The organism is Parvibaculum lavamentivorans DS-1, assembly GCF_000017565.1.
GTDB lineage: Bacteria > Pseudomonadota > Alphaproteobacteria > Parvibaculales > Parvibaculaceae > Parvibaculum > Parvibaculum lavamentivorans.
On sequence record NC_009719.1, the window covers coordinates 2,658,729 to 2,682,924 of the forward strand.

Sequence of the window (24,196 nt, forward strand, 5' to 3'; positions counted from 1 at the left end):
TTTCATTTCAGCAGAAGAAGTGTCAGGCGGTCTTGCGCTTCTCGCCTTTCACCGTTTCATCGACGATCGGCGTGAAGGTGCCATAGATCATGCGCTGCCCGTCAAAGGGTGTGGATGCCGGATCGTATTTCATGCGCTCGTCTTCCATGAGTTTCGGCCAGCCCTTCTCGCGCGCTTCCTTCGAAGGCCATTCGACCCAGGAGAAGACGATTGCCTCGTCTTTCGTTGCTTTCACCGCGCGACGGAAATCGGTTACCTTGCCGTCCTTCACATCGTCTTCCCAGCACTCGACAACGCGCGTTGCGCCGTGATCGAGGAAGACGGGCGCGGCTTTCGCCGCCATCTCCCGATAAGCTTCCTTGTTGGCTTTCGGCACAGCGAGAACATAACCGTCGATGTGTCCCATCTTGCCGCCCGGGCCTTCATCCACCATCACCGAAAAGCCGCCAAAGACCATGCGCATGCCATCGAAGGGCATCTGTCCCATTTGCTGCATGCGTGGATCGGTCATGAGCTTCTGGTTTGCTGCTTCGCGCACTTCCTTCGAAGGAAGTTCGAACCAGGAAAAAAGCGCCACTTCGTCCGGCTTCAATTCCACGGCACGCTTGAAGTCCGTTACCTTGCCGTCCGGCACGTCGTCGCCCCAGCCTTCGACCAGGCGGCTCATGCCGAATTCGGCGAATATGGACCACGCCTCCTGCGCATGCTTGCGATAGAGCTCCTTGTTGGCGGCCGGCACGGCAACCAGAAATCCCTCGACATATGACATTTGGCTTCTCCGTCGGTTTGCCCTTGAAGCGTTGATATCAAAGCAAATAGACTGAGTCAAAGACGCGAGGTGTTGCCGGCGCGAAATTTCATGGCGAAAGCAGGATCAGTCTTCGATGGTAATGGAGGGCGCCTTGCGGGCGCTTGCGCCGAGCGCCATGTCGAGATGCATGGCGACGCGACGTGCAATTTCGATGAATGGCCGCGCTTCTTCGCTGTCGGGTGCGGTGGCGACGACAGGCTCGCCATTGTCCGACTTCTCGCGGATCGTCATGTGGAGAGGCACTTCGCCGAGGAAGTCGCAGCCGAGCGTCTCCGCCATGCGCCGCGCGCCGCCCTGGCCGAAGATGTAGGACTTCTCGCCCGAACCGGGGCTGATGAAATAGGCCATGTTCTCGACAATGCCGAAGACCGGCACATGCGTCTTCTCGAACATCGCATAGCCCTTGCGCGCGTCGATGAGGGCGATGTCCTGCGGCGTCGAGACGATGACGGCGCCGGCCAGCGGCACGCGCTGCGCCATGGTGAGCTGCGCATCGCCGGTGCCGGGCGGCATGTCGACGACAAGCACGTCGAGCTCGCTCCACTCGACATCCATCATCATCTGCGTCAGCGCCGATTGCACCATCGGTCCCCGCCATATCGCGGGCGCGTCTTCCGCGACGAGATAGCCGATCGACATGGTCTCGATGCCGTAGTTCTTCATCGGGATGAGTTTCTTGCCGTCGCGGCTTTCCGGCTTGCCCTTGATACCCATCATGCGGGGGATGGAGGGGCCGTAAATATCCGCGTCGAGCAGGCCGACGCGGCGGCCGAGCTTCGAGAGGGCGAGGGCGAGATTGACTGCAACGGTCGATTTACCGACGCCACCCTTGCCGCTGGCCACGGCGATGATCGCCTTCACGCCGGGAATGGAGATCGCGCCCTGCGGTGCGCGCTGCTGCCGTTCGCCGCCGTGTGAGTGCGGATGCGAATGTCCCTTCGTGGCGGCGGGCGAGGCGGTTCCGCGATGAGCGGTCAGCACCGCCGTCACGCTCAGCACACCGGGAAGCTGCTTCACCGCGTACTCGCAGGCCTTGCGCAGCGGCTCTTTCGCCGCGCCCTTGGCCGGATCGACCTCCAGCGAAAAGCCCACATGCCCCTCGCGGACCACAAGCCCCTGCACGATCCCGGCGCTCATCACGTCCTTGCCGCTCTCGTCGTCGGTTACGCCCGCGAGCGCGGCGGCAATATCGTCCCGGGTCACGCGGGTCATGGCTGTAATTCTCTCGGATGCATCTCTGGAATTGTCACGAATGCGTGTACCGGTGCGGTATGGGGCCCCGCCGGTCCGGTTCGCGTTGCGTGGGCTTGGTCTCTGTCATATAACCCCGGGTGTGTGGCTTTCCAACCGATCTATCACTTCCCAATCAAAGGATTTTTGATGCCCTGGAGCAATAATAACGGCGGCGGCGGCTGGCAGGGTGGCGGAGGCGGCAATAATCGGGGTCCGTGGGGCCAGGGGCCATCGGGCGGCGGCAATCAGCCGCCGGATCTCGATGAGCTTATCCGCCGCGCGCAGGAAAAGATCCGGCAGATATTTCCGGGCGGCGGCGGTCCGGGGTCGGGCACGGGCGTTGGTGCGGGCGGCGGCAAGGGGCCCTATTTCCTCATCGCTTTCATCTTCCTCGGCCTTGTCGCCTATTCGTCGTTCTTCCGTGTCAATACGAACCAGGAAGGCATCGTGCTGCGCTTCGGCGAACATGTTCGCACCGTCGCGCCTGGCCTTCATTTCAAGTTTCCCTATCCGATCGAAACAGTGCTGACGCCGGCTGTCACAAACATCAGCAGCGTCGATATCGGCATGCGCCAGTCCGGCGGCACGCCCATCGCGGTGCCGGAGGAAAGCCTGATGCTGACGGGCGATGAGAACATCGTCGATATCAGCTTCTCGGTGCAGTGGCGCATCAAGCCGGGCCATGCAGCCGATTTCCTCTTCAATGTCGAGAATACGGATCTCGCCATCAAGGCGGTCGCCGAGAGCATGATGCGCGAGGCTGTCGGCCAGTCGAAGATCGAAGTGCTGCAGACCGTCGGACGTAACGAAGTGCAGAACCAGGTGCGCGAGGGCCTCCAGGCCACGCTCGACAGCTATGGCGCCGGCATCGAGATTACGGAAGTGAAGCTTCAGAAGGTCGATCCGCCGGCGCAGGTGCTCGATGCTTTCCGCGACGTGCAGGCCGCGCGCGCCGACCAGGAGCGTTTGCGCAACCAGGCGCAGACCTATGCGAACACGGTCATCCCGCGCGCCCGAGGCGATGCGGCGCAGATCACGCAGTCCGCCGAAGCCTATCGCGAGCAGATCGTGGCGGAAGCGGAAGGTAACGCGAAGCGCTTCACCTCGATCTACAATGAATACAAGAAGGCCGAGGCGGTAACGCGCAGGCGCATCTATCTCGAAACCATGCAGGACGTATTCGGCGGCATGAACAAGGTGCTGATGGATCAGTCCGGCGCGGGGGCGGGCGTGTTGCCCTATCTGCCGCTCAACGAGCTGAAGCCAGCGGGCCGCAAATCGTCGGCGCCCGCCGCTTCCTCCGCTCCTTCCAATGGTAACCAGACAATGACGGGAGGCCGCTGATGAACAGATCTGTCGCCATCGGCGCAGGCGTCGTCGCTCTTCTTGTGGCAATCGTCGCCTATCTTTCGGCCTTTACGGTCGGCATGACGCAGCAGGCCATCGTGCTGCAGTTCGGCGATCCGCGCGCGGTCGTCACCGAGCCGGGCCTTCACTGGAAGCTGCCTATCGTCCAGAACGTCGTCTATATCGACAAGCGGATCCTCAGCCTCAATGTGCCGCCCGAGGAAATCATCGCGAAGGACCGCAAGCGCCTCGTGGTCGATGCCTTTGCCCGCTACCGCATCGTCGACTCGCTGCGCTTCTATCAATCGGTCGGCGATCCGCGCAATTCGACCAACCGGTTGCAGCCGAACTTCGTGTCGTCGCTCCGCAACGTGCTCGGCGATCATACGCTCGAGGAACTTGTCCGGGATAATCGCGCCGGCCTGATGAAACGTATTCAGACGGCGTTCAACGGCGCCGCCCAGCAGTTCGGCATCGAGGTGGTGGATGTCCGCATCCGCCGCGCCGACCTGCCGGAGCAGAACAGCCAGGCCATTTTCCAGCGGATGCAGACGGAGCGCGAACGCGAAGCCGCCGAAATCCGCGCGCAAGGTAATGAAGAAGGCCAGCGCATCCGCAGCCGCGCCGACCGCGAAGTCACTGTTATCGTCGCCGAGGCCGAGCGCGATGCGCAGATCGTCCGAGGCGAAGGCGATGCAACGCGCAACAGCATCTATGCCGAAGCCTATTCGGCGGACCCGGAGTTCTTCGCCTTCTACCGGTCGATGGAAGCCTATAGAGAGGGCCTCGCGGGCGACAACACGACGATGATCGTGACACCGGACAGCGAGTTCTTCCGCTATTTCGGTAATGAGAGCGGTCGTCGCTGACGTCTTTGAAGGGCAGCCGGATTGATTGAGCTTCTTTCCGCGCTCGGCCTCGCCATTGCCCTGGAAGGCGCGCTTTATGCCGCTTTTCCGGGGGCAATGCGGCGGGCCCTCCTGTCGGTCTCGGTCCAGCCGGAACAGGCATTGCGGATCGGCGGCCTCATCGCGCTTGCGCTTGGTGTCGTCATCGTCTGGCTGGTGCGCGGTTAATAACTGCGCCTCATTTCCCCCATAATCGGACGGACAATAGGTGTAAACCCCGCTGATCCGCGGGGAGGCGAGGGGAGAATTGGCAGAATGACGCTTACGACCGGTGAGAGACTGACAAGGCGTTTCCTCTCGGGAATAGCCGGAGTGTTTCTCTCGGCCGTGCTCATTTCCCTGCCGCCGCTGCCGGCCTTCGCGCAGGGCGCGCCGAACAGTTTCGCCGATCTGGCGGAGCGCCTGTCGCCCGCCGTCGTCAATATCTCCACCTCTCAGGTCCTCTCTCCCGGCGACATGGCCATTCCGAGTATTCCGCCGGAATCGCCGCTCAACGATTTTTTCGAGGAGTTTCTGGAACAGCAGGAAAGCATGCGTCCGCAGCGCGTCCAGTCGCTCGGCTCCGGCTTCGTCATCGACCCGGACGGCATCGTCATTACGAATAATCATGTGATCGAAGGCGCCGACAGGATCGAAGTGACGTTCACGGACGGAACCACGCTGCCGGCGACCGTCGCCGGAACCGATCCGAAAACCGATATCGCGGTGTTACGGGTCGAAAGCAGCAAGAAGCTTCCCTTTGTCGAGCTTGGCGACAGCAACAAGGCGCGCGTCGGCGATTGGGTGATTGCGATCGGCAATCCCTTCGGTCTCGGCGGCTCGGTCACGGCGGGCATCGTCTCCGCATTGAACCGCGACATTCACGCCGGCAATTACGATGATTTCATCCAGACGGACGCGGCCATCAATCGCGGTAATTCGGGCGGCCCGCTCTTCGACATGGAAGGCCGCGTGGTCGGTGTCAATTCGGCGATCATTTCCCCTTCTGGTGCATCCGTCGGCATAGGTTTCGCGGTGCCGACAAGCACGGTGAAACCGGTCGTCGCGCAAATCCTGAAGTTCGGCGAAACGCGGCGCGGCTGGATCGGCGTGCGTATACAATCTGTCACGCCGGAAATTGCGGAAAGCCTCGGCCTTGGCCCTAGCCGCGGTGCGCTCATCGCGGGCGTGAGCCCCGGCGGCCCCGCGGAGGAAGCCGGTATCGAAACAGGAGACGTCGTCCTCGCCTTCGACGACAAGATCATAACCGCCATGCGGGATTTGCCGCGCGTGGTCGCCGAAGCCGAGATCGGCAGCACCGTGAATGTGCAGCTTTTTCGCGGCGGCGACACGCTGACACGGAAGATCGTGGTGGGGCGGCTTGAAGATGAGGAAGCACAACCTGTCGAAGTGCCGGGGGCGGCCGGGTCGACGCCCGACAAGACGGTTGTGCTCGGTCTTGTGCTCGGCGAATTGAACGATGACCTGCGCGAGCGTTTCGGCGTGCCCGAGGGCGTGCCGGGTGTCCTCATCACCGATGTCGATCCCTTGAGCGCGGCTGCGGAGAAGGGCATTCGTCCCGGCGAGGTCATCGTGGAGGTGGCGCAGCGGTCCGTCTCATCGCCGGCGGAAGTCGAGGAGATCGTATTGTCCGAAGAGAAGGCCGGGCGCAACACGGTGCTGTTGCGCCTTTCGCTCGGCGGCGAAATCCGTTTTGTCGCCTTGCGTCTCGGCTCCTAGGCGCGTCCCTCGGTAATCTCGCTTTCCCGGTAGCCTTGCAGATAGAGCAGCGCCGTCAGGTCGCCATGGTCGATGCGTGCATCTGCCGCTTCCGCAACGACCGGCTTTGCGTGGAAGGCGACGCCAAGTCCCGCTTCACCGATCATGCCGAGATCGTTGGCGCCGTCGCCCACCGCCAGCGTTTCCTCATGGGCCAGCCCCAGCTCATCGCGCAGGCGAACCAGCGCCGCGATCTTCGCTTCACGGCCAAGTATAGGCTCGGCGACGCCGCCGGTGAGTTTTCCGTCGACGAAGATGAGCCGGTTCGCCTGGTTCGTGTTGAAGCCGACAGCATGCGCCACGCGCTCGGTAAAAAAGGTGAAGCCGCCCGAGACGAGTGCGCAGGCGTGGCCATGGACGCGCATGGTTCCGGTCAGCGCGCGGGCGCCGGGCGTTTCGGTGATGCGGTCGCGATAGACCTTTTCCAGCGCGTCGAGCGGTAATCCCTTCAGCAGGCCGACGCGCTCGCGAAGCGCCGGTTCGAATTCAATCTCGCCGCGCATGGCGCGTTCGGTGATTTCGGCAATCTGCGTTTTGATGCCGAGTTCGGCGGCCAATTCGTCGATGCATTCCTGCTGGATGATGGTCGAATCCATATCCGCGACGAGAAGCCTCTTCTTCCGCCCGTCCGCCGGCTGCGCCGACAGGTCGACTGCAATCCCCGCGAGGGCCGCGCGCACTTCCGCTTCCGCTTTTGCCGTGTCGCCCTCGAAGGGAATATCGCAGGCGCTATCGGGCGCCAGCCAGTCCGGTTTGCCGGGAGCGGGCAGGGCGGCGAGAGCCTTTTCGATATGGGCGCTTGCCAGCGGCGTTGCTTTGTTGCCTATCAGCGTCAGGACATGTTTCATCGCGAAAACCGTATCGGAGCCATCAGTTGAGTGAGCCTGTCGGCAGAGCCGTCCTTATTGCAGGGCCAACCGCCAGCGGCAAGTCGGGGCTGGCGCTTGCGCTTGCCGAAAAGCTCGGCGGCGAGATCGTCAATGCCGATTCCATGCAGCTTTACCGCGAGATGCGGGTGCTCACCGCCCGCCCTTCGGAAGAGGAAGAGGCGCGGGTTCCCCATCATCTCTATGGCGTGACGGCGGCCTCGGCGCCGCTCTCGGCGGGGCGCTGGGCGGTTCTGGCGGCGGAGAAAATGCGCGAGATCGCGGCGCGCGGCCGGCTTCCGGTCGTGGTGGGCGGCACTGGTCTTTATTTTCGTGCGCTCATCGAAGGTCTCGCGCCCATTCCGGCCATCCCCGACGATGTTCGCGCCGCCGTGCGCGCCGAGGTGGGCGATGCCGGGCCTCATGCCCATGCGCTCCTTGCCGAGGCCGATCCGGCGCTGGCTGCCACAATCCGCCCTTCCGATCTTCAGCGCATCGCGCGGGGGATAGAGGTTGCCCGCGCGACCGGCCGTCCCTTGAGCGCCTGGCAGCAGATACCGCCGGAGCCGTTGGTGAGCGGGACGTTCGCGAAAATCATGCTGATGCCGGACCGTGCCTGGCTGCAGGCCCGGTGCGATCGGCGCTTCGATCTCATGCTTGAGGAGGGGGCGCTGGAGGAGGCGGCGGCGATGACCGCCCTAGGGCTCGATCCGGCGCTCCCCGCCGCCAAGGCCCTTGGCCTGCGGCCCCTGATGCGGCATCTCGCCGGGGAGATCACGCTGGAAGAGGCGGCTGCGGCCGGAAAAGCCGAAACGCGGGCCTATGCGAAGCGGCAGGAAACCTGGCTTCGTACGCAAATGATTGCGTGGAAAGGCTTCTCCACGCAACATTCGGAAAGCCTTAATGCTGAAATCTTGTCATTTATTGACGATTTAGGGTTGACCCGGTCCTGAGGCGCGGCTAGGTTGCCCGCGCTTTCGGCGGCTATGCGTTCGAAAAAGCCCGGATTCCGGGCTCGCGCGTGCCGCCTTGTTGTTTTTGCCGGCCCCTCGGGGGCGGCGCAGAAGGACCGGAACAATGGCGGCTCAGGAACTGACAGGCGCGGAAATCGTCATCAAGGCGCTGGTCGATCAGGGCGTGGACACGATTTTCGGCTATCCCGGCGGTGCCGTGCTGCCGATTTATGACGCGCTGTTCCAGCAGAACAAGATCCGCCACATCCTCGTCCGCCACGAGCAAGGCGCGGTTCATGCCGCCGAGGGCTATGCGCGGTCGACCGGCAAGCCCGGCGTCGTCCTCGTCACCTCCGGCCCCGGCGCCACCAATGCCGTCACCGGCCTCACCGACGCCCTGATGGATTCGATCCCGCTCGTCTGCCTGACGGGGCAGGTCGCGACGCATCTGATCGGCTCGGACGCCTTCCAGGAATGCGACACGGTCGGCATCACGCGCCACTGCACCAAGCATAACTGGCTGGTGAAGTCCGCGCCGGAGCTGTCGCGCGTCATGCATGAGGCCTTCTATGTCGCGACCAATGGCCGTCCGGGTCCGGTCGTCATCGATATTCCGAAGGACGTCCAGTTCCAGCGTGCCGAATATGCCGGCCCGCAAAACGTCGTTCACCGCACCTATCGTCCAAAGGTCAAGGGCGACATCGACAAGATCAAGGAAGCGGTCGATCTCATCGCCAATGCGAAGAAGCCCGTCTTCTATACCGGCGGCGGCATCATCAATTCCGGTAATCTGGCGAGCCAGTTGCTGCGCGAGTTCGTGCGCCTCACCGGTTATCCGATCACCTCAACGCTGATGGGGCTCGGCGCTTATCCCGCGTCCGACAAGCAGTGGCTCGGGATGCTCGGTATGCACGGCACCTTCGAGGCCAACAACGCCATGCATGATTGCGACGTGCTGATCAATATCGGCGCGCGCTTCGACGATCGCGTGACGGGGCGTCTCGATGCCTTCTCGCCGAACTCGAAGAAGATTCATGTCGATATCGACGCCTCGTCGCTCAACAAGAATGTCCGCATCGATGTCGGCATCATCGGCGATTGCGCCCATGTGCTCGAAGACATGCTGCGCATCTGGAAGTCGAAGGCGCGCCGTCCCGACAAGGATGCGCTGGCGGACTGGTGGAAGCAGATCGAGACGTGGCGCGGCCGCAAGTCGCTCTCCTTCAAGACCAATGACGATGTCATCAAGCCGCAGCAGGCGATCCAACGGCTTTATGAACTGTCGAAGCACCGCGATACCTACATCACGACGGAAGTCGGCCAGCATCAGATGTGGGCCGCGCAGCACTTTCCCTTCGAGGAGCCGAAGCACTGGATGACATCCGGCGGTCTCGGCACGATGGGTTACGGTCTGCCCGCCGCCGTCGGCGTCCAGATCGCGCATCCCGATGCCCTCGTCATCGACATCGCGGGCGAGGCATCGGTCCAGATGTGCATGCAGGAAATCTCGACCGCCGTTCAGTTCATGCTGCCGGTCAAGATCTTCATCCTGAACAATGAATATATGGGCATGGTCCGCCAGTGGCAGGAACTGCTCCATGAGGGCCGCTATTCGCATTCCTATTCGGATTCGCTGCCCGATTTCGTGAAGCTTGCCGAAGCCTATGGCGCGACAGGCATCAGGGCCGAAAAGCCGTCCGAACTCGACGCGGCGATCAAGAAGATGATCGAAACGCCCGGTCCGGTCATTTTTGACTGCCTGGTCGACAAGTTCGAGAACTGCTACCCGATGATCCCGTCGGGCGCCGCCCATAACGAGATGATCCTGGGCGACGATGCGGACGGGGCAACCGTCTCGGAAGAAGGCAAAATGCTGGTCTGACGGGGAAAATACCAGAATAAGCTTCCCCAAAAGGCCCTTTCACAATACAGAGACGCGCATGAGCATTGAGGAAAAAGTCGAGCGGCACACCATCGCCGTCCTCGTGGACAACGAGGCGGGCGTGCTCGCGCGCGTCGTCGGCCTGTTTTCCGGCCGCGGCTACAATATCGAGAGCCTGACGGTGGGCGAGGTCGACCAGGCCGAGCACACGTCCCGCATCACCGTCGTCACCGCTGGCACGCCGATGGTGATCGAGCAGATCAAGGCGCAGCTCGACCGTCTCGTGCCCGTGCACCGGGTCATGGACCTGACGGTGGAAACGAATTCGGTGGAGCGCGAAATGGCGCTCATCAAGGTGGCGGGAACCGGCGAGCGCCGCGTCGAGGCGCTCCGGCTCGCGGATGCCTTCCGCGCCCGCGTCATCGATACGACGCATACGTCGTTTGTGTTCGAAGTGACGGGTACGCCGTCGAAGATCGACGCCTTTATCGGGCTGATGCGCCCCTTGGGGCTGGTGGATGTGTCGCGGACAGGCGTGGTGGCAATCGCCCGCGGTCCGGAAGCGATGTGATTTAGAGACGAACCGAAGGAATAGAAGCCATGCGCGTTTATTACGACCGCGACGCGGACGTGAACCTGATCAAAGGCAAGAAAGTCGCCATCATCGGCTATGGCAGCCAGGGCCATGCCCATGCGCTGAACCTGCGCGACAGCGGCGTGAAGGAAGTCGCCGTGGCGCTCCGTGCCGGTTCCGCCACCGCCAAGAAGGCGGAAGGCGAGGGCCTCAAGGTGATGACGGTCGCCGATGCCGCGAAGTGGGCCGACGTGCTCATGATGCTGACGCCGGACGAGCTTCAGGCCGACATCTATTACGCCGACCTGCACGAGAACATGAAGCCGGGTTCCGCGCTTCTCTTCGCGCATGGCCTCAACATCCATTTCAACCTGATCGAGCCCCGCAAGGACATCGACGTGCTCATGGTCGCGCCGAAGGGCCCGGGCCACACGGTGCGTTCGGAATACAAGCGCGGCGGCGGCGTACCGTCCCTCATCGCCGTCCACCAGGACGCGACGGGCAACGCCCATGACGTCGGCCTTTCCTATGCTTCCGCCAATGGCGGCGGCCGTGCCGGCATCATCGAGACGACGTTCCGCGAAGAATGCGAGACCGACCTTTTCGGCGAGCAGGTCGTGCTCTGCGGCGGTCTGGTCGAGCTCATCCGCGCCGGTTTCGAAACGCTGACGGAAGCGGGATACGCGCCGGAGATGGCCTATTTCGAATGCCTGCACGAAGTGAAGCTGATCGTCGACCTCATCTATGAAGGCGGCATCGCCAACATGAACTACTCGATTTCGAACACGGCCGAGTATGGCGAATACGTCACCGGCCCGCGCATCATCACGCCGGAAACGAAGGCGGAAATGAAGCGCGTGCTGCACGACATTCAGTCCGGCAAGTTCACGCGCGACTGGATGCTCGAGAACAAGGTCAACCAGACGAGCTTCAAGGCGACGCGCGCCGCCGCCGCCGCCCACCCCATCGAGGAGGTGGGCGCCCGTCTGCGCGAGATGATGCCGTGGATTTCGGCGAACAAACTCGTAGACAAGGCCAAGAACTGACGCGATCTCGCATCAGCCCGACTTACATGGGGCCCTCCGCGAAGATCGCGGGGGGCCTTTTTCTTTGAGGAGAGGGCCATGCCTCCATCATTAAGGCATCACGGCGCGGCGATTGCCTTTCTGCACACCGCCGCGATCCATATCGAAACCTTCAATGCGCTGCGCGACGAACTTGCGCCGGGCCTCGCGCTCACCCATGCGGTGCGCGAAGACCTGTTGATCGCGGCGGAGAAAGCGGGCGGCCTCACACCGGCGATTTCGCTGAAGACGCAGGAGGCCTTGCTCGCGCTGGCGCAGGGCGGCGCCCGCGTCGTCGTCTGCACCTGTTCGACGCTCGGCGAAGCGGCGGAAGAAGCCGCTCGCGAGGCGGATGTGCCGGTGATGCGGATCGACCGGCCGATGGCGGATCGCGCGGTGCGCGCCGCCGCGCGTATCGGCATCTGCGCCGCACTCTCGCCCACGCTCGCGCCGACGCGCGAACTCATTGCCAGTTCCGCCGCGCGGGCAGGGCGCGATTGCGAGATACGGGAGTTCCTGTTCGACGATGTCTGGCCAGCCTTCCGCGAAGGCCGCCTCGACGATTACTACGAAGGGATCGCCGCGCGCCTGTCGGACGCATCGAAAGAGGTCGACCTTCTCGTCCTCGCGCAAGCCTCGATGGCCCCCGCCGCCGCGCTCGCCGGCGCCCTGCGCGCGCCGCTCCTTTCGAGCCCGCGTATCGGTTTTGAAGCGGCGGCGAAGATTGCGGGCGTTCGGATGTGAGGGGGGAAGAATGAGAAAGAGAATAAAAAAGAAATGTCATCCCGGCGAAAGCCGGGACCCATTGGTTCCCTCAGCAGAGGTTGGTGAAAGCCGATCAGTTGCGGTAACAACCGCAAGACAAACAAATGTTGCGGCAAGTTGATTGGCGAGTGGGTCCCGGCTTTCGCCGGGATGACAGCTTTATATTTGGTGGACGAGAAGCATCTCCCCTCTCACACCAACGCAAGCCCGCTCCTCTCCGCATGCTCGGCAATCGTCGTGTCGAACTCGCCGAGAAGTTTCGCCCATGCCGCGTCCGTCTCCGCCGTCCACTCGGCGCCCAGCAGCTCGCGAAACGTCTCCATCACCACGCGAAAGAATGTCGCGAAGACGGCGGGCGGCACGCCGAGATTGCTGTGATTGGTCAGCTCGCTCTGGATCAGCACCGGCGCATAGGCGCGGGGCCCCAGAAAATCGAACACGCAGTCCAGCGCCTCCGACAGCATATGCCCGCGCACATTCCCGTCCGTATCGAGAACGAACATCGCCTCCATCTCCGGCTGCTGCGCAAAGAGCCGCGCATAGACATGCGAAGCCGGATCGCCCGCGACATCCGCCACACGCTCGATGGATTTTTCGATGAGCTGTTTTTCTTGTTCTGTCAGGCTCATGAGTGCCTCCCTTGGCCTTTTGCTCGCCAAGACTAACTCACTTCGTCATTGCGAGCGAAGCGAAGCAATCCAGGGCGTCGATCTCCGAGCCTGCCGCTCTGGATTGCTTCGTCGCTGCGCTCCTCGCAATGACGGCGGCAGGAGAGATGGCGGCGGCCTTTCGGCTGAGGCCGAACTACCCGTAAAAAACGCTGTGAAATCCCGTCCGGTCGAAGGGCGACCATTCGCCTTCGGGCTGTGCCAGCCGGTCGGCGATGGCCCAGAGAACCAGCGGGTTGAAGCCCATGCCGATATGGGTGGCCGAGACTTCTATATTCTCCGTCTCCGGAGCATCCATTTCGCGGCAGGCTTCCCATGAGACGATGCCGTCGCTCCGCGAATAGATCGAGGTGCAGGGCACGGGCGGGGGAATGCGGCGGCGCGCGGCGGCGTCGGGCCTGCGGTTGCCGTCGATGCTGTAGTCCGAGCCGAAGGGGCTGCCAAGCGTCACCACCTGGCGCACAAGCGCGGGAAATTCCCGCGCCAGTTCGCGCGCGAAAATGCCGCCAAGGCTCCAGCCGACAATGCTGATGCGCCGTTCGTAGCGCGCGGCCAGTTCCTGCAGCCGGGCCCGCAGCCGCTCATGCAGCTCCCGGCTCGGCCCCCAATTGTGGCCCTGCTTCCAGGGATGCGTCACATAGCCGAGTTCGTCGAGATAGCGGCGGATGATGAAGGTGCTCTCGTCGCCGGTCAGCACGCCGGGCAGCACGAGCACGGCGTGCCCGTCGCCGCGCGGCGCCGCCAGCAGCGCCGGAAGGGCCGGCACCAGCGTTCCGAGTTCCGCGAAGATGCGCAGTTCGCCGAGGCGCGACAGCCAGCCTGGTTCGGTCATTTCGTCGTCATCGTTTCGATAGTCGCCCCAGTGATCGATGGAATAAGTCATCGCGGCCCCTCTGCGAACAGGGGCCGAGCATACCGCATTGCAGCATCGAAGGCGCGGGATATTTATCCGGTTTCATGACGGTTCATGACATCGCGGATTTCAATGCTTGTGAGGCGCGTCCTTGTGGTCCGGGCACTCCTCCGGCTCGATCTGCACTGTCGCATGGCCGATGCCGAACTTGCCCGCGAGCCGCGCCTTGATGGCGTCGAGCGCCGTTCCCGCGTTCGTTTCCGGCTTCAACTGCGCGTGCAGCGTCGCCACCGCGCGGTTGGAGCCGAGCGACCAGGCATGGACATGGTGCACATCCGCGAGGCCCTCGACATTTTCCATCAGGTCGTCGGCGATCTTCTTCCCGTCGGTGCCCGCGGGCGTTCCTTCCATCAGGATATGTGCGCTCTCCTTCGTGATGGCGATGGCGCTGCGGAGAATGAGCAGCGCCACAAGTACGGAGAGGATCGGATCGGCAATCGTGTAGCCGGTGAAAAGGATCACGATGGCAGCAACAATGGCAGCGACGGAGCCGAGCATGTCGCCGACGACATGCAGCGCCGCGCCCCGCATGTTGAGATTGCTCTCGCCGCCATGCAGCAGCTTGAAGGCGACGATGTTGACGGCAAGTCCCGCCGCCGCGATGGCGAGCATCGGTCCGCCGAGAATGGGGGCGGGCGTCATGATGCGGCCCACCGCCTCGAAGCAGATCCAGAGAACGACGCCGATCATCACGATGCCGTTTGCAAAGGCCGCGAGAATTTCCGCGCGGGCATAGCCATAGGAGCGGGCGACATCCGCCGGCCGCCGGGCAAAGCGTGTCGCCATCCAGGCCAGCATCAGTGCGCCCGTGTCGGTCAGCATATGGCCCGCATCGGCGATCAGCGCCAGCGAGCCGGAAATGACCCCGCCCACCGCCTCGACGATCATGAAGCCGCCGGTCAGCCACATGGCCAGCATCACCCGCCGCTCATTGCCCATGCCGTGCGCGTGTCCGTGATGCGAATGGTCGTGATGATCGTGGCTATGCTGATGCGCGCTCATTCCGCGTCCTCATTCACATGCGCGATCATGTCGGCGATGACATGCGCCACATGTTGATCGTGGATCATGTAGAAAATCTGCTTGCCGCGCCGGTCCGCCGTCACCAGCCGCGCCGCGCGCAGCAGCCGCAGATGGTGGCTCACCAGCGACAGCGACAGGCCAAGCGCCTCCGCGATCTCGCCCACCGAGCGCGGCCCCTCCAGCGTCGCGATCACGATGCGCAGCCGGCTCGGGTCGCCCAGCATCTTGAACATGTCGGCCAGCTCGATCGTCTTGTCATCGCGCAGCGACGGGACGGGGAAGGGGGCATGTTTTTTCAGACCGGCGGTGGAAGCCATGCGGTAAGCTTTCAATTGAACAACTGTTCAACTGTTATCAGAGGGAGAGGCGGGTGGCAAGCCCGCCGTCACAGAGCCGCCGCGCCTCAGTCCTCGTCCGACCGGCCGATGCCGTTCAACACGTCGCGCAGCTCATCGGCCCTGTCGTCGGGGATCTGGCAGGCGGTCTTGATCCGGTCCGGCACCACCCGGATTCGCTCGCGCATGGCTTCGCCCGAAGCTGTGAGGTCGACGAGTACCCGCCGTTCGTCCTTGGCGTCGCGGCGGCGGGAAACGAAGCCACCCTGTTCCAGACGCTTCACCAGCGGCGTGATCGTCCCTGTATCCATGCCAAGTTTCGTTCCCAACTCGCCGACAGAGCGTGGGCCGGAACCGAGAAGCTCAAGCATCACGAGGTATTGGGGGAAGGTCAGTCCCAACGGGTCGAGAAACGGCTTGTGCATCCGGACAAGGCGATTGGCGGCGCCGTAAAGAGCGAAGGAAAGCTGCTTGCCCACATCGGGAAGCGTTCGGCCGGCGGATTTGGGCATCGGTTATTCTCTTGCACGCTTATATCTAGTGCGCTAGATATATTTTCGAGCCATCGGAGGGTGGCGTTGTTCTCGATGATGAAGCTGAAAGGGGAGGCGGGCAAGATGCAGGAAGCGATGCCGTTTCATGATGTGGTTCGCGTCCGCAAATCGGCGCGCAGTTTCCTTGCCGATCCCGTGCCCGAAGCCTTGCTCCAGTCCGTGGCCGAGGATGCCCGCCACGCGCCGTCGAATTCCAACGTGCAGCCCTGGGTCGTTCACATCGCGTCCGGCGCGGCGCGGGACAGGCTCAGCAAGGCGCTGCTCGAAGCGGCGGCAGAAGAGCGGATGACCCCCGACTTTCCGTTCAGCTACGACGATCTTTACGGCGTCTACAGGGAGCGCCAGCAGGCGCAGGGGGCCGCTTATTTTGAGGCGGCCGGCATCTCGCGCGATGCAGCCGAACAACGCCGCTTCGCCATCCTGCGCAACCTGGAGTTCTTCGGTGCGCCGCATGTCTGCCTGCTTTTCATGGCGCCGGTCTACGAGCCGGTGCGTGTGGCGGGAGATGTCGGCATGTATGGCCAGACCTTCCTGCTTTCGCTGGCGGCGCATGGGCTCGCCGGGGTGCCGCAGACGCTGCTCAGCCTCTTTGCCGGTACCGTGCGCGACGTTCTCGGTATCGATCCTTCGCTCAGGATGCTGTTCGGCATCTCGTTCGGCTATCCCGAACCGGACAATCCGGTGAACATTTTTCCGCTTGGCAAGGCGCCGGTTGCCGAAACCGTGACTTTTCATCGCTGAGGCCGTTCCGGCTTCCGTTCCGGCATGCCACCCGATGTGCTAAACCCCCTCCGTCCAACCTCCGGAGGCTCCATGCGCATCGGCACACCGCTTTCTCCTTCCGCGTTCCGCGTCATGCTTCTCGGCTCGGGCGAGCTCGGCAAGGAAGTCGCGATCGAGCTTCAGCGGCTCGGCGCCGAGGTGATCGCCGTCGATCGCTACGAGAACGCGCCCGCGCAGCAGGTCGCGCATCGCAGCCATGTCATCGCCATGACGGATGCCGGGGCGCTTCGCGCGCTTGTCGAAAAGGAGCGTCCGCATCTCATCGTGCCGGAAATCGAGGCAATAGCGACGGATGAACTGGCGCGCATCGAAGCGGACGGTCTCGCCGAAGTGATTCCGACCGCGCGCGCCGCCCAGCTCACCATGAACCGCGAGGGCATTCGCCGTCTCGCGGCGGAGGAACTCGGGCTTCCCGTCTCGCCCTATGCCTTCGCCTCCACCGCGCAGGAGCTGAAGGATGCAATAGCGGCGGGTATCGGATTTCCCTGCTTCGTCAAGCCGGTGATGTCGTCTTCCGGCAAGGGGCAGAGCCTGCTTCGCGGGCCGGACGATGTTCAGCCCGCCTGGGATTATGCGATGGCAGGCGGCCGCGTCGAGAGCCCGCGCGTCATCGTCGAGGGGCTGATCGACTTCGATTACGAGATCACGCAGCTCACGGTTCGTGCGCGCGGGCAGGGCGGCGAGATCGAAACGCAGTTCTGCGCCCCGGTCGGCCATCGTCAGGTCAAGGGCGATTATGTCGAAAGCTGGCAGCCGCAGAAAATGAGCGACAAGGCGCTCGCCGCCTCGCGCGACATCGCGGCGAAGGTTACGGCGGCGCTGGGCGGACGCGGGATTTTCGGCGTCGAGCTTTTCGTGAAGGGCGACATGGTCTGGTTTTCCGAAGTGAGCCCGCGTCCGCACGACACCGGCCTCGTCACGCTTATCACGCAATATCAGAGCGAGTTCGCGCTTCATGCGCGCGCCATTCTCGGCCTTCCCGTCACCGTGGACATGATTTCGCCCGGTGCCAGCGCCGTCATTTATGGCGGGCTCGAAGAAAAGGGCATCGCCTTCGAGGGCGTCGAGGCGGCGCTCGCGCTGCCCGGCACCGACATCCGGCTTTTCGGCAAGCCGGAATCCTTCGAGCGCCGCCGCATGGGCGTCGCGCTTGCCCGCGCCGGAGATACCGACGAGGCACGCAAGGTCGCGAAGCAGGCGGCGGATGCCGTCCGACCCGTCTCCGGGACAAAATAAATCTCGTTCGACTGAAGTATGGCATGCTCGCAAAAGCGGACATTCGCTCATGTCCGATGCGATCCCGGTTGCCTGACCCAAAGCATTTGTCGAGGAGGTTCCGTACATGTCGAGAACAAGTCGGCTATTCGAGCTGCTCGGCGTGTTACGCGCACGCAGGATGCCTGTTACAGCCCCCGATCTCGCGCGCGAACTTGGTGTCTCGCCGCGGAGTATATACCGCGACATCGACACATTGCGTTCGCTAGGGGCGCCTATCGAAGGCCAGGCGGGTGTCGGCTATTCTTTGAAAGAAGGCTTTTTTCTTCCGGATCTCGCATTTTCGCCCGATGAACTCGACGCGTTGACTCTCGGTCTGGGCTGGGTGCGGCAGCGAGCCGATCCTGCTCTGGCACGATGCAGCGAAAGCGCCCTGGCAAAAATATTTTCCGCGAAAAATAACGGCTCAATGAGCGCCCAATTACCTGCTGTCGTAACGGCGGCCTCGACGTCTGAGCCTGCGGTCCCTCCGCAGGCCGCATTGTTGCGGGATGCGATCCGCCGGCAACGGAAAGTTGCGATCAGCTATGAAGACGCGCAAGGCTCGTTGTCGGATCGTGTCATCTGGCCGATCACCATCGTCTATTTCGACGATGTCCGTGTGCTGGCGGCCTGGTGCGAACGCAGACATGCCTTCCGTCATTTCCGCATCGATCGTTTGCGTGTGAAAACGATTTTGGAGGAACGCTACCCCGGGAGACGTCAATCGATCGTGACGCAGTGGCGGCAGCAGGATCGCGACTGGCGTTCCATGCTGACAATTTCTGACACGCCGAAACGCTACCAATCGGCGGGTGCCCTTACCGGTGCCATGTCAAAGGAATGACCAATGGTTTCGTTTTCACCTGCCGCCTTCGAGGCCTTTCTGGCCGAAGACGATGATTCAGCCGTCGTCATGTTGAACCTCCTGCGGTTCGCGCCGGATGGCGGGCGGGAGAGATATTTGGAATACCTGCAAATGGCCAAGCCGATTCTCGCTCGATTTGGTGCGAAAATCCTGTTCGGCGGCGATGGCCTGCCGGTGCTCACGACGGGGCAGGCGCAGGGTTGGGATGCCGCCGTGCTGGTTCAATATCCGCGTCGAGCCGCGTTCAAGAGCATGGTCGACGATCCGGAATACCAGATTGCGTTCAAGGTCGGAGAAGCAGCAATTGCCGATATCGTGCTTCAGCCTTTGAGGCATATCGAGGGTGGGGTGTAACCGTCAGACCCGTCTCCGGGACAAAATAAATTTCCCTTTCCGGCTTCCAGCCTCTCGCAGTCCCGTTGCGCGGGGGCTATCTCTTGCGCCATGTTGGCTTGCCCGTGTCGGGGCGCCGGTTCAGGGAGCAAGAATTGACCTATCTCTTTCTCGTCGTCGGCCTTGTGCTGCTTCTCGGTGGGGCGGAGTTTCTGGTCAAGGGCGCAGCGTCGCTCGCGACCCGGCTCGGGGTTTCGCCTTTTCTCATCGGGCTCACGCTTGTCGGCTTCGGCACGTCCGCGCCGGAGCTTGTCGCCAGCCTTGAAGGCGCCTTTCAGGGCTATCCGGGCATCGCGGTCGGCAATGTCGTCGGCTCCAACATTGCCAACATCCTCCTCATTCTCGGCATTGCCGGTCTCATCTTTCCGATGACGGTGGATCGCGGTGCGTTGAAGCGGGATGGCAGCATGATGCTCGGGGCTGCCGCCATCATGATGGGCGCCTGCCTTTATGGCGTGCTGTCGCGCGAAGTCGGATTGGGCTTCCTCGCGCTTCTCTCTGTCTATCTCATCTATACCTACCGCGCCGACCGCAGGCTCCAGGATGGCACCGCGAAGCTTCATGCCGGCGAGGCGGAGTTCCTGACCTCGACGGGACCCAAAACCTCTCTGCTCGTTGAGATCGTCATGGCGCTGGGCGGGCTCGTCGCGCTTGTCACCGGCGCCTCGCTGCTCGTGGATGCGGCCGTCGAGATCGCGACCAGGCACGGCGTCTCCGATTCGGTCATCGGCCTCACCCTCGTTGCCGTCGGCACCTCCTTGCCGGAGGTGGCGACCTCGGTGCTCGCCGCCTTCCGCCGTCAGTCGGACATCGCCATCGGCAATGTCGTCGGCTCCAACATCTTCAACGTGCTCGGTATCGCCGGCATGGTCGCCGTGGTGAAGCCGGTTCCGGTGCCGGCCGACATCGCCGGCTTCGACATCTGGGTCATGGGTGCCGCGTCGCTCCTGTTTCTGGTTTTCGCCTGGACCGGGTCGCGGATCGGGCGGGTGGAGGCGCTTTTGCTGCTGGGCGGCTACGGGGCTTATGTGACGGTTTTATTGCAGTAACGTGACAGTCGCCTCGCGTTTTCGCAAAGTGACTTTTGCTTTTCCGCATTCCAATCCGTCCGGAGAGCCGCTAGCCTCGCTTTCATGAACTGGAATGACCTGAGATTCTTCCTTGCCGTAGCGGCAGCGGGCAGTCTTTCCGGCGCCGGGCAACAGCTTGGCGTCAACACGACCACCGTCTTGCGTCGCGTGGCCTCCCTTGAGGACGATCTGGGTGCCCGCCTCTTCGAACGCGAGCGCACCGGCTACCGTTTGACCGCTGCCGGAGAGAAGCTGGTCGAGGCTCTGGAGCCCGTAGATCGGCGGCTTTCTGCGCTTCCGCGCGATTTTGCGGCCGCCGGGGAGGGGGCCGAGGGCACCGTGCGGCTGGCGGCGGGGGAGGTTGTTGCCTCTTCCCTTCTCGCCCCCGAACTCGCCGCTTTCCGTCGCGATCATCCAGGCCTCGAGCTCGAAATACTCACCGATCCGCGCCTCGCCTCCGTCGGCCCGGCGCCGAGAATCGGCAATCCTCTCAAGGATGTAGACGTCGCTCTCCGTCTCGCGCGCCCGACCCAGGGCGACATGCTGATGCGCAAGGTCGGCGACATGGCCTACGGTCTCTACGCGACTCCCACCTATCTCGACAAACACGGCCGTCCATCCGGCATGGCAGCTATCGCAGGCCACGACCTGATCGGCTTTCCGAAATCGGAAACACCTCTTGGTCCTGTCTGGTGGTTTTCGCGTGCGGAGAAATCGGCGAGGGTGGCGCTTCGTTCGTCGAGTGTCCTGGCGCGGGCGGAAGCGGCACGTCAGGGGCTCGGTCTTGCGGCGCTGCCCTGCATTCTCGGCGATGCGGATGCTGATCTCGAACGGGTGTTCGGCCCGGACGATATCGGTTCGCTGGAAATGTGGCTGATGGCGCGCAACGATCTCGCGCAGCTTGCCCATGTCCGCGCCGTTATGGAGTTCGTGGTGGATGCAGTTAAACGTCACCGGGCGCGGCTTGAGGGACGCGACCACGAGGTCAGGGAGCTTCCACCCCGCATTCGCTCAAACCATTGAAAATCCGTCGAAATTCGCTTCCGGCCATTGCTTTTGCGCAATGTTTCAGCGTAAAAACTTGTGCCGATGCGGGTTCCGTTAGCCTTAACGCGCTCTTAATTCCCAGGCCGCTACCGTCAGTGCTGCGTGGGAGATTCGGGATTCCGGCTCGGGGTTTTGCCGGCGAGGCTGGCGGAAGGCGATGAGGGCCGGGGATGATTGCAAGCGAGCTGACTGGAGAGCGCGCAAATGCGCGGCACCTGCCACGCGCTTCCGAATTCGCCTCACTTTCGTCGCAGCTTGTTCGTATGCTGAGAATCAGAAATTCCGGCAGTGAGTCTTGCGACGGGCGATTGCCCGGCGCGGTCCGGCCGGTAGGTAATTCACACGGGGAAATTGGCGGAGCTGCCGGCCTGCCGCATTCGTCAGCTACTTCGCATTTCGTGGCCGTTCCGGGCGCGTTTTAACAAAATAGCCACTTTGAGTGGTGCATTCTTAACCGTTGCTGCGGTGCATGGCGTGCCTGGCGACATTCTGTCAGAGGATTGAAACTCGCATGCTTTCCGGTCTGCTCGGCATGTTCTCGGCCGATATGGCAATCGATCTCGGGACCGCGAACACCCTTGTCTACGTCAAGGGACGCGGAATCGTGCTCAACGAGCCCTCGGTTGTCGCAATCATTGAAAAGGGCGGAAAGAAGCAGGTACTTGCCGTCGGCGAGGAGGCCAAGATGATGCTCGGCCGCACGCCGGGCAACATCCAGGCGATCCGCCCGATGCGCGACGGCGTGATTGCCGATTTCGAAATCGCGGAAGAAATGATCAAGCATTTCATCCGCAAGGTTCACAACCGCCGCTCATTTGCCAACCCGCAAATCATCGTCTGCGTTCCGTCCGGCTCGACGGCGGTTGAGCGGCGAGCGATTCAGGAATCGGCACTTTCCGCCGGTGCCCGCCGCGTCTATCTGATTGAGGAGCCGATGGCTGCCGCGATCGGCGCCGGACTGCCTGTGACGGAACCGACCGGCTCGATGGTGGTCGACATCGGCGGCGGCACGACGGAAGTCGCGGTGCTGTCGCTTGGGGGCATCGTCTATGCGCGTTCGGTGCGCGTCGGAGGTGACAAGATGGATGAGGCGATCATCGCCTATATCCGCCGTCACCATAATCTTCTCGTCGGCGAGGCCAGTGCCGAGCGCATCAAAAAGGAAGTCGGCTCCGCAGCCATTCCTTCGGATGGCGACGGCATGACGATCGAAATAAAAGGGCGTGACCTGATGAATGGGGTGCCCAAGGAAATTGCAATCGGCCAGAGGCAGATTGCGGAAAGTCTTGCCGAGCCCGTGGGTGCGATCGTGGAGGCCGTCAAGGTTGCTCTCGAAGCGACGCCGCCGGAACTCGCGGCGGATATCGTGGACAAAGGCATTGTTCTCACCGGCGGCGGCGCGCTGCTTGCGAACCTCGATCAGGTGCTGCGCGATGAGACCGGGCTTCCCGTCAGCATTGCAGATGATCCCTTGTCCTGCGTGGCGCTCGGCACGGGCAAGGCGCTTGAACACATCAGAACCATGAAGCACGTGTTGTCCTCGGTATATTAGAATACCGGGCTTCCGGAAGGGAGCGTCTGACAGGAGCGGGCGTCCGACCGTGACGAGAGAACAGTAAGTCGTAATGGACTCGAACCGCACAGCGCTGCCATTTCGTGAGTTCTCGCACAGGATATCGCTTGTCTTCATGCTGACGCTGGCGGCGGCTTTGCTGCTGCTCGGCCGCGCGGAAACCTATGTGTTTGACAGGGCGCGACAGGTGGTGACCGACCTTGCGGCGCCGCTTCTGGAGGTTGCTTCGCGACCCGTTGCGGCAACGCGCCGTATCATCGAGCGGACAGACGAGTATGCCTATGTCTTCGATGAGAACGAGCGGTTGCGGGCCGAGAACGCCCGCCTTCTCGCCTGGAAGGAAGAGGCGCTGAAGCTGCAATCCAAGGTCGCGCGCTACGAGGCACTGCTCAACGTGCAGGTGGATCCTTCGATCAATTACATCAGCGGACGCGTCGTCAGCGATTCCGGTGGCCCCTTTGTCGATACGGTGCTGGTAAATGTCGGCGCGGACAAAGGCGCGGAAAGCGGCCAGGCCGTTATCGACACGGACGGTCTTGTCGGGCGAATTGTCTCGACGGGCCCGCGTGCCAGCCGTGTTCTCCTCCTCACGGACCTCAACAGCCGCGTGCCGGTGGTCATTGAGCCGGCGCATTACAATGCGGTTCTCTCCGGCGACAACACCGCTTGGCCGCGACTTGAGTATCTTGCCGCGCAGAGCGCGGTGTCGCCGGGCGATCGTGTCGTCACTTCGGGCGATGGCGGCCTCATTCCGGCTGGCCTGCCGGTCGGTCTCGTGATCCAGACGAGCGACGGTAGTTTGCGTGTCCAGACTTTCAGCGATCGCGGGCGGCTCGATTTCGTCCGTGTGCTGCAATATGAATTCCCCGCCCAAGTAAAGCGGCAGGATCCGCCGGAAGTCCTCAAAGGACCGCCGGTGACGTCTGCTCCGCCGCCGGAGCCGGTGACTTTGCCGGGTCCCGGCGCGGCAGGAACAGCGCCATCGCCGCAAGCGGGAGCACAGTAAACGCATGCCCCGCCTCGAACCTTATTCACCCACGCCAGCGGCGCGCGCCGGGCGCATCGTCATGACGGTGATGCCGTTCGCGATGGGATTGGCTTGCGTGCTTCTGTCCTTCGTTCCGTTGGGCCGCATCGTCGGTTCACCGCTTACGCCCGCGTTCCCGTTAATGGCGATCTACTACTGGGCCATCGTACGGCCGGAAATGTTTCCGCCGCTCGCAGTGTTCACCGTGGGACTCATCTTCGACCTGCTGTCGGGCGGGGCGATCGGCTTATGGGCTTTCGTCTATGTCGTCACCTATGCCGTCGTCATCTCTCAGCGCATGCTGGTCATGAATGCGCCGTTCTCGGTTTTCTGGATCGGTTTTCTTGTCGCCGCCGCCTTCGCGGGGGCGCTGGCCTGGGGCGTGGTTTCCATTTCCCATGGCATGTTTGTTCCACTTGGCCCAGTCAGCCGGCACATGGCGGTTACAGTGGCAGTATTTCCGATCTTTGCTATGCTTTTTGGGCGCATTCAGGCGCGCGTCTTGCTGGGTAACTGAGGGCAGGACG

General features: G+C 62.8%; 26 protein-coding genes. 18 read left to right on the forward strand and 8 right to left on the reverse strand.

Features of this window, described 5'->3' with window-relative positions:
* Nucleotides 1-22: 22 nt before the first annotated feature.
* Both PLAV_RS19390 and apbC read right to left on the reverse strand, forming a co-directional pair.
* Complete coding sequence (locus tag PLAV_RS19390; protein WP_012111376.1) at nt 23-769, reverse strand: DUF1428 domain-containing protein; 747 nt, start codon at nt 767-769, stop codon at nt 23-25.
* 105 nt (nt 770-874) lie between these two features.
* Entirely contained in the window at nt 875-2,023 is a 1,149-nt protein-coding gene (apbC, locus tag PLAV_RS12445) for an iron-sulfur cluster carrier protein ApbC (protein WP_012111377.1), read from the reverse strand.
* A 168-nt stretch (nt 2,024-2,191) separates the two neighbouring features.
* Here apbC and hflK point away from each other — a divergent pair, with 168 nt between their 5' ends.
* From hflK to PLAV_RS12465, 4 genes are all read left to right on the forward strand, one after another.
* Entirely contained in the window at nt 2,192-3,388 is a 1,197-nt protein-coding gene (hflK, locus tag PLAV_RS12450) for an FtsH protease activity modulator HflK (RefSeq protein ID WP_012111378.1), read from the forward strand.
* A complete protein-coding gene (gene hflC / locus PLAV_RS12455) occupies nt 3,388-4,260 on the forward strand; it encodes a protease modulator HflC (protein WP_012111379.1) in 873 nt (290 codons plus the stop codon). Before hflK ends, hflC begins: the two co-directional genes overlap by 1 nt.
* Nucleotides 4,261-4,281: 21 nt before the next feature.
* Nucleotides 4,282-4,467, forward strand: coding sequence for a DUF2065 domain-containing protein (locus PLAV_RS12460; RefSeq protein ID WP_012111380.1), 186 nt, complete (start codon nt 4,282-4,284; stop codon nt 4,465-4,467).
* A gap of 87 nt (nt 4,468-4,554) precedes the next feature.
* Nucleotides 4,555-6,018, forward strand: coding sequence for a DegQ family serine endoprotease (locus PLAV_RS12465; protein ID WP_012111381.1), 1,464 nt, complete (start codon nt 4,555-4,557; stop codon nt 6,016-6,018).
* On the opposite strand, the gene serB is transcribed toward PLAV_RS12465, so the two are convergent.
* Nucleotides 6,015-6,905 (reverse strand): phosphoserine phosphatase SerB, encoded by an 891-nt coding sequence (serB, locus tag PLAV_RS12470; protein WP_012111382.1) that lies wholly within the window; start codon nt 6,903-6,905, stop codon nt 6,015-6,017. The genes PLAV_RS12465 and serB overlap by 4 nt on opposite strands.
* A gap of 26 nt (nt 6,906-6,931) precedes the next feature.
* On the opposite strand from serB, the gene miaA reads away from it, so the two are divergent.
* The 5 genes from miaA to PLAV_RS12495 all read left to right on the forward strand — a co-directional run bounded on the left by miaA (nt 6,932) and on the right by PLAV_RS12495 (nt 12,140).
* Nucleotides 6,932-7,876, forward strand: coding sequence for a tRNA (adenosine(37)-N6)-dimethylallyltransferase MiaA (gene miaA / locus PLAV_RS12475; protein ID WP_012111383.1), 945 nt, complete (start codon nt 6,932-6,934; stop codon nt 7,874-7,876).
* Nucleotides 7,877-8,000: 124 nt separating this feature from the next.
* Nucleotides 8,001-9,758 (forward strand): acetolactate synthase 3 large subunit, encoded by a 1,758-nt coding sequence (locus PLAV_RS12480; RefSeq protein WP_012111384.1) that lies wholly within the window; start codon nt 8,001-8,003, stop codon nt 9,756-9,758.
* A 58-nt stretch (nt 9,759-9,816) separates the two neighbouring features.
* Nucleotides 9,817-10,329: an acetolactate synthase small subunit gene (ilvN, locus tag PLAV_RS12485; RefSeq protein WP_012111385.1), complete on the forward strand. Its 513-nt coding sequence runs from the start codon at nt 9,817-9,819 to the stop codon at nt 10,327-10,329.
* A 29-nt stretch (nt 10,330-10,358) separates the two neighbouring features.
* Entirely contained in the window at nt 10,359-11,378 is a 1,020-nt protein-coding gene (gene ilvC, locus PLAV_RS12490; RefSeq protein ID WP_012111386.1) for a ketol-acid reductoisomerase, read from the forward strand.
* Between the two features lie 78 nt (nt 11,379-11,456).
* Complete coding sequence (locus PLAV_RS12495) at nt 11,457-12,140, forward strand: aspartate/glutamate racemase family protein (protein WP_012111387.1); 684 nt, start codon at nt 11,457-11,459, stop codon at nt 12,138-12,140.
* Nucleotides 12,141-12,352: 212 nt separating this feature from the next.
* Here PLAV_RS12495 and PLAV_RS12500 read toward each other — a convergent pair whose 3' ends face one another.
* The 5 genes from PLAV_RS12500 to PLAV_RS12520 form a co-directional block, all read right to left on the reverse strand.
* Nucleotides 12,353-12,790 carry a globin gene (locus tag PLAV_RS12500; protein WP_012111388.1) on the reverse strand — a complete coding sequence of 146 codons (438 nt, stop codon included), beginning with the start codon at nt 12,788-12,790 and terminating at the stop codon, nt 12,353-12,355.
* A gap of 175 nt (nt 12,791-12,965) precedes the next feature.
* Nucleotides 12,966-13,712: an esterase/lipase family protein gene (locus tag PLAV_RS12505; protein WP_012111389.1), complete on the reverse strand. Its 747-nt coding sequence runs from the start codon at nt 13,710-13,712 to the stop codon at nt 12,966-12,968.
* A gap of 99 nt (nt 13,713-13,811) precedes the next feature.
* Nucleotides 13,812-14,744: a cation diffusion facilitator family transporter gene (locus PLAV_RS12510; RefSeq protein ID WP_012111390.1), complete on the reverse strand. Its 933-nt coding sequence runs from the start codon at nt 14,742-14,744 to the stop codon at nt 13,812-13,814.
* Complete coding sequence (locus PLAV_RS12515) at nt 14,741-15,082, reverse strand: ArsR/SmtB family transcription factor (RefSeq protein WP_012111391.1); 342 nt, start codon at nt 15,080-15,082, stop codon at nt 14,741-14,743. Before PLAV_RS12515 ends, PLAV_RS12510 begins: the two co-directional genes overlap by 4 nt.
* Nucleotides 15,083-15,168: 86 nt before the next feature.
* Nucleotides 15,169-15,612, reverse strand: coding sequence for a MarR family winged helix-turn-helix transcriptional regulator (locus tag PLAV_RS12520; RefSeq protein ID WP_012111392.1), 444 nt, complete (start codon nt 15,610-15,612; stop codon nt 15,169-15,171).
* 75 nt (nt 15,613-15,687) lie between these two features.
* On the opposite strand from PLAV_RS12520, the gene PLAV_RS12525 reads away from it, so the two are divergent.
* The 9 genes from PLAV_RS12525 to mreD all read left to right on the forward strand — a co-directional run bounded on the left by PLAV_RS12525 (nt 15,688) and on the right by mreD (nt 24,186).
* Nucleotides 15,688-16,395 carry a nitroreductase gene (locus PLAV_RS12525; protein ID WP_012111393.1) on the forward strand — a complete coding sequence of 236 codons (708 nt, stop codon included), beginning with the start codon at nt 15,688-15,690 and terminating at the stop codon, nt 16,393-16,395.
* A 72-nt stretch (nt 16,396-16,467) separates the two neighbouring features.
* On the forward strand, nt 16,468-17,673 hold the full coding sequence (purT, locus tag PLAV_RS12530) for a formate-dependent phosphoribosylglycinamide formyltransferase (RefSeq protein WP_012111394.1): 1,206 nt from the start codon (nt 16,468-16,470) through the stop codon (nt 17,671-17,673).
* A gap of 106 nt (nt 17,674-17,779) precedes the next feature.
* Nucleotides 17,780-18,538 (forward strand): helix-turn-helix transcriptional regulator, encoded by a 759-nt coding sequence (locus tag PLAV_RS12535; protein WP_012111395.1) that lies wholly within the window; start codon nt 17,780-17,782, stop codon nt 18,536-18,538.
* A 3-nt stretch (nt 18,539-18,541) separates the two neighbouring features.
* Nucleotides 18,542-18,913 (forward strand): DUF1330 domain-containing protein, encoded by a 372-nt coding sequence (locus PLAV_RS12540; RefSeq protein WP_012111396.1) that lies wholly within the window; start codon nt 18,542-18,544, stop codon nt 18,911-18,913.
* Nucleotides 18,914-19,047: 134 nt separating this feature from the next.
* Nucleotides 19,048-20,001, forward strand: a complete 954-nt coding sequence (locus tag PLAV_RS12545) for a calcium/sodium antiporter (RefSeq protein ID WP_041535994.1) — start codon at nt 19,048-19,050, stop codon at nt 19,999-20,001.
* An 84-nt stretch (nt 20,002-20,085) separates the two neighbouring features.
* On the forward strand, nt 20,086-21,045 hold the full coding sequence (locus PLAV_RS12550; RefSeq protein WP_012111398.1) for a LysR family transcriptional regulator: 960 nt from the start codon (nt 20,086-20,088) through the stop codon (nt 21,043-21,045).
* Nucleotides 21,046-21,580: 535 nt separating this feature from the next.
* Entirely contained in the window at nt 21,581-22,621 is a 1,041-nt protein-coding gene (locus PLAV_RS12555) for a rod shape-determining protein (RefSeq protein ID WP_012111399.1), read from the forward strand.
* Between the two features lie 73 nt (nt 22,622-22,694).
* Nucleotides 22,695-23,648: a rod shape-determining protein MreC gene (gene mreC / locus PLAV_RS12560; protein ID WP_012111400.1), complete on the forward strand. Its 954-nt coding sequence runs from the start codon at nt 22,695-22,697 to the stop codon at nt 23,646-23,648.
* A gap of 4 nt (nt 23,649-23,652) precedes the next feature.
* Nucleotides 23,653-24,186, forward strand: coding sequence for a rod shape-determining protein MreD (gene mreD, locus PLAV_RS12565; RefSeq protein WP_012111401.1), 534 nt, complete (start codon nt 23,653-23,655; stop codon nt 24,184-24,186).
* Nucleotides 24,187-24,196: the final 10 nt, after the last annotated feature.

Excerpts from the sequence above, each read along its gene's own strand:
- PLAV_RS19390 (WP_012111376.1), bottom strand. The coding sequence starts at position 769 with ATGTCATATGTCGAGGGATTTCTGGTTGCCGTGCCGGCCGCCAACAAG.
- apbC (WP_012111377.1), bottom strand. The coding sequence starts at position 2,023 with ATGACCCGCGTGACCCGGGACGATATTGCCGCCGCGCTCGCGGGCGTA.
- hflK (WP_012111378.1), top strand. The coding sequence starts at position 2,192 with ATGCCCTGGAGCAATAATAACGGCGGCGGCGGCTGGCAGGGTGGCGGA.
- hflC (WP_012111379.1), top strand. The coding sequence starts at position 3,388 with ATGAACAGATCTGTCGCCATCGGCGCAGGCGTCGTCGCTCTTCTTGTG.
- PLAV_RS12465 (WP_012111381.1), top strand. The coding sequence starts at position 4,555 with ATGACGCTTACGACCGGTGAGAGACTGACAAGGCGTTTCCTCTCGGGA.
- serB (WP_012111382.1), bottom strand. The coding sequence starts at position 6,905 with ATGAAACATGTCCTGACGCTGATAGGCAACAAAGCAACGCCGCTGGCA.
- PLAV_RS12480 (WP_012111384.1), top strand. The coding sequence starts at position 8,001 with ATGGCGGCTCAGGAACTGACAGGCGCGGAAATCGTCATCAAGGCGCTG.
- ilvN (WP_012111385.1), top strand. The coding sequence starts at position 9,817 with ATGAGCATTGAGGAAAAAGTCGAGCGGCACACCATCGCCGTCCTCGTG.
- ilvC (WP_012111386.1), top strand. The coding sequence starts at position 10,359 with ATGCGCGTTTATTACGACCGCGACGCGGACGTGAACCTGATCAAAGGC.
- PLAV_RS12495 (WP_012111387.1), top strand. The coding sequence starts at position 11,457 with ATGCCTCCATCATTAAGGCATCACGGCGCGGCGATTGCCTTTCTGCAC.
- PLAV_RS12500 (WP_012111388.1), bottom strand. The coding sequence starts at position 12,790 with ATGAGCCTGACAGAACAAGAAAAACAGCTCATCGAAAAATCCATCGAG.
- PLAV_RS12505 (WP_012111389.1), bottom strand. The coding sequence starts at position 13,712 with ATGACTTATTCCATCGATCACTGGGGCGACTATCGAAACGATGACGAC.
- PLAV_RS12510 (WP_012111390.1), bottom strand. The coding sequence starts at position 14,744 with ATGAGCGCGCATCAGCATAGCCACGATCATCACGACCATTCGCATCAC.
- PLAV_RS12515 (WP_012111391.1), bottom strand. The coding sequence starts at position 15,082 with ATGGCTTCCACCGCCGGTCTGAAAAAACATGCCCCCTTCCCCGTCCCG.
- PLAV_RS12520 (WP_012111392.1), bottom strand. The coding sequence starts at position 15,612 with ATGCCCAAATCCGCCGGCCGAACGCTTCCCGATGTGGGCAAGCAGCTT.
- PLAV_RS12525 (WP_012111393.1), top strand. The coding sequence starts at position 15,688 with ATGATGAAGCTGAAAGGGGAGGCGGGCAAGATGCAGGAAGCGATGCCG.
- purT (WP_012111394.1), top strand. The coding sequence starts at position 16,468 with ATGCGCATCGGCACACCGCTTTCTCCTTCCGCGTTCCGCGTCATGCTT.
- PLAV_RS12535 (WP_012111395.1), top strand. The coding sequence starts at position 17,780 with ATGTCGAGAACAAGTCGGCTATTCGAGCTGCTCGGCGTGTTACGCGCA.
- PLAV_RS12540 (WP_012111396.1), top strand. The coding sequence starts at position 18,542 with ATGGTTTCGTTTTCACCTGCCGCCTTCGAGGCCTTTCTGGCCGAAGAC.
- PLAV_RS12550 (WP_012111398.1), top strand. The coding sequence starts at position 20,086 with ATGAACTGGAATGACCTGAGATTCTTCCTTGCCGTAGCGGCAGCGGGC.
- PLAV_RS12555 (WP_012111399.1), top strand. The coding sequence starts at position 21,581 with ATGCTTTCCGGTCTGCTCGGCATGTTCTCGGCCGATATGGCAATCGAT.
- mreC (WP_012111400.1), top strand. The coding sequence starts at position 22,695 with ATGGACTCGAACCGCACAGCGCTGCCATTTCGTGAGTTCTCGCACAGG.
- mreD (WP_012111401.1), top strand. The coding sequence starts at position 23,653 with ATGCCCCGCCTCGAACCTTATTCACCCACGCCAGCGGCGCGCGCCGGG.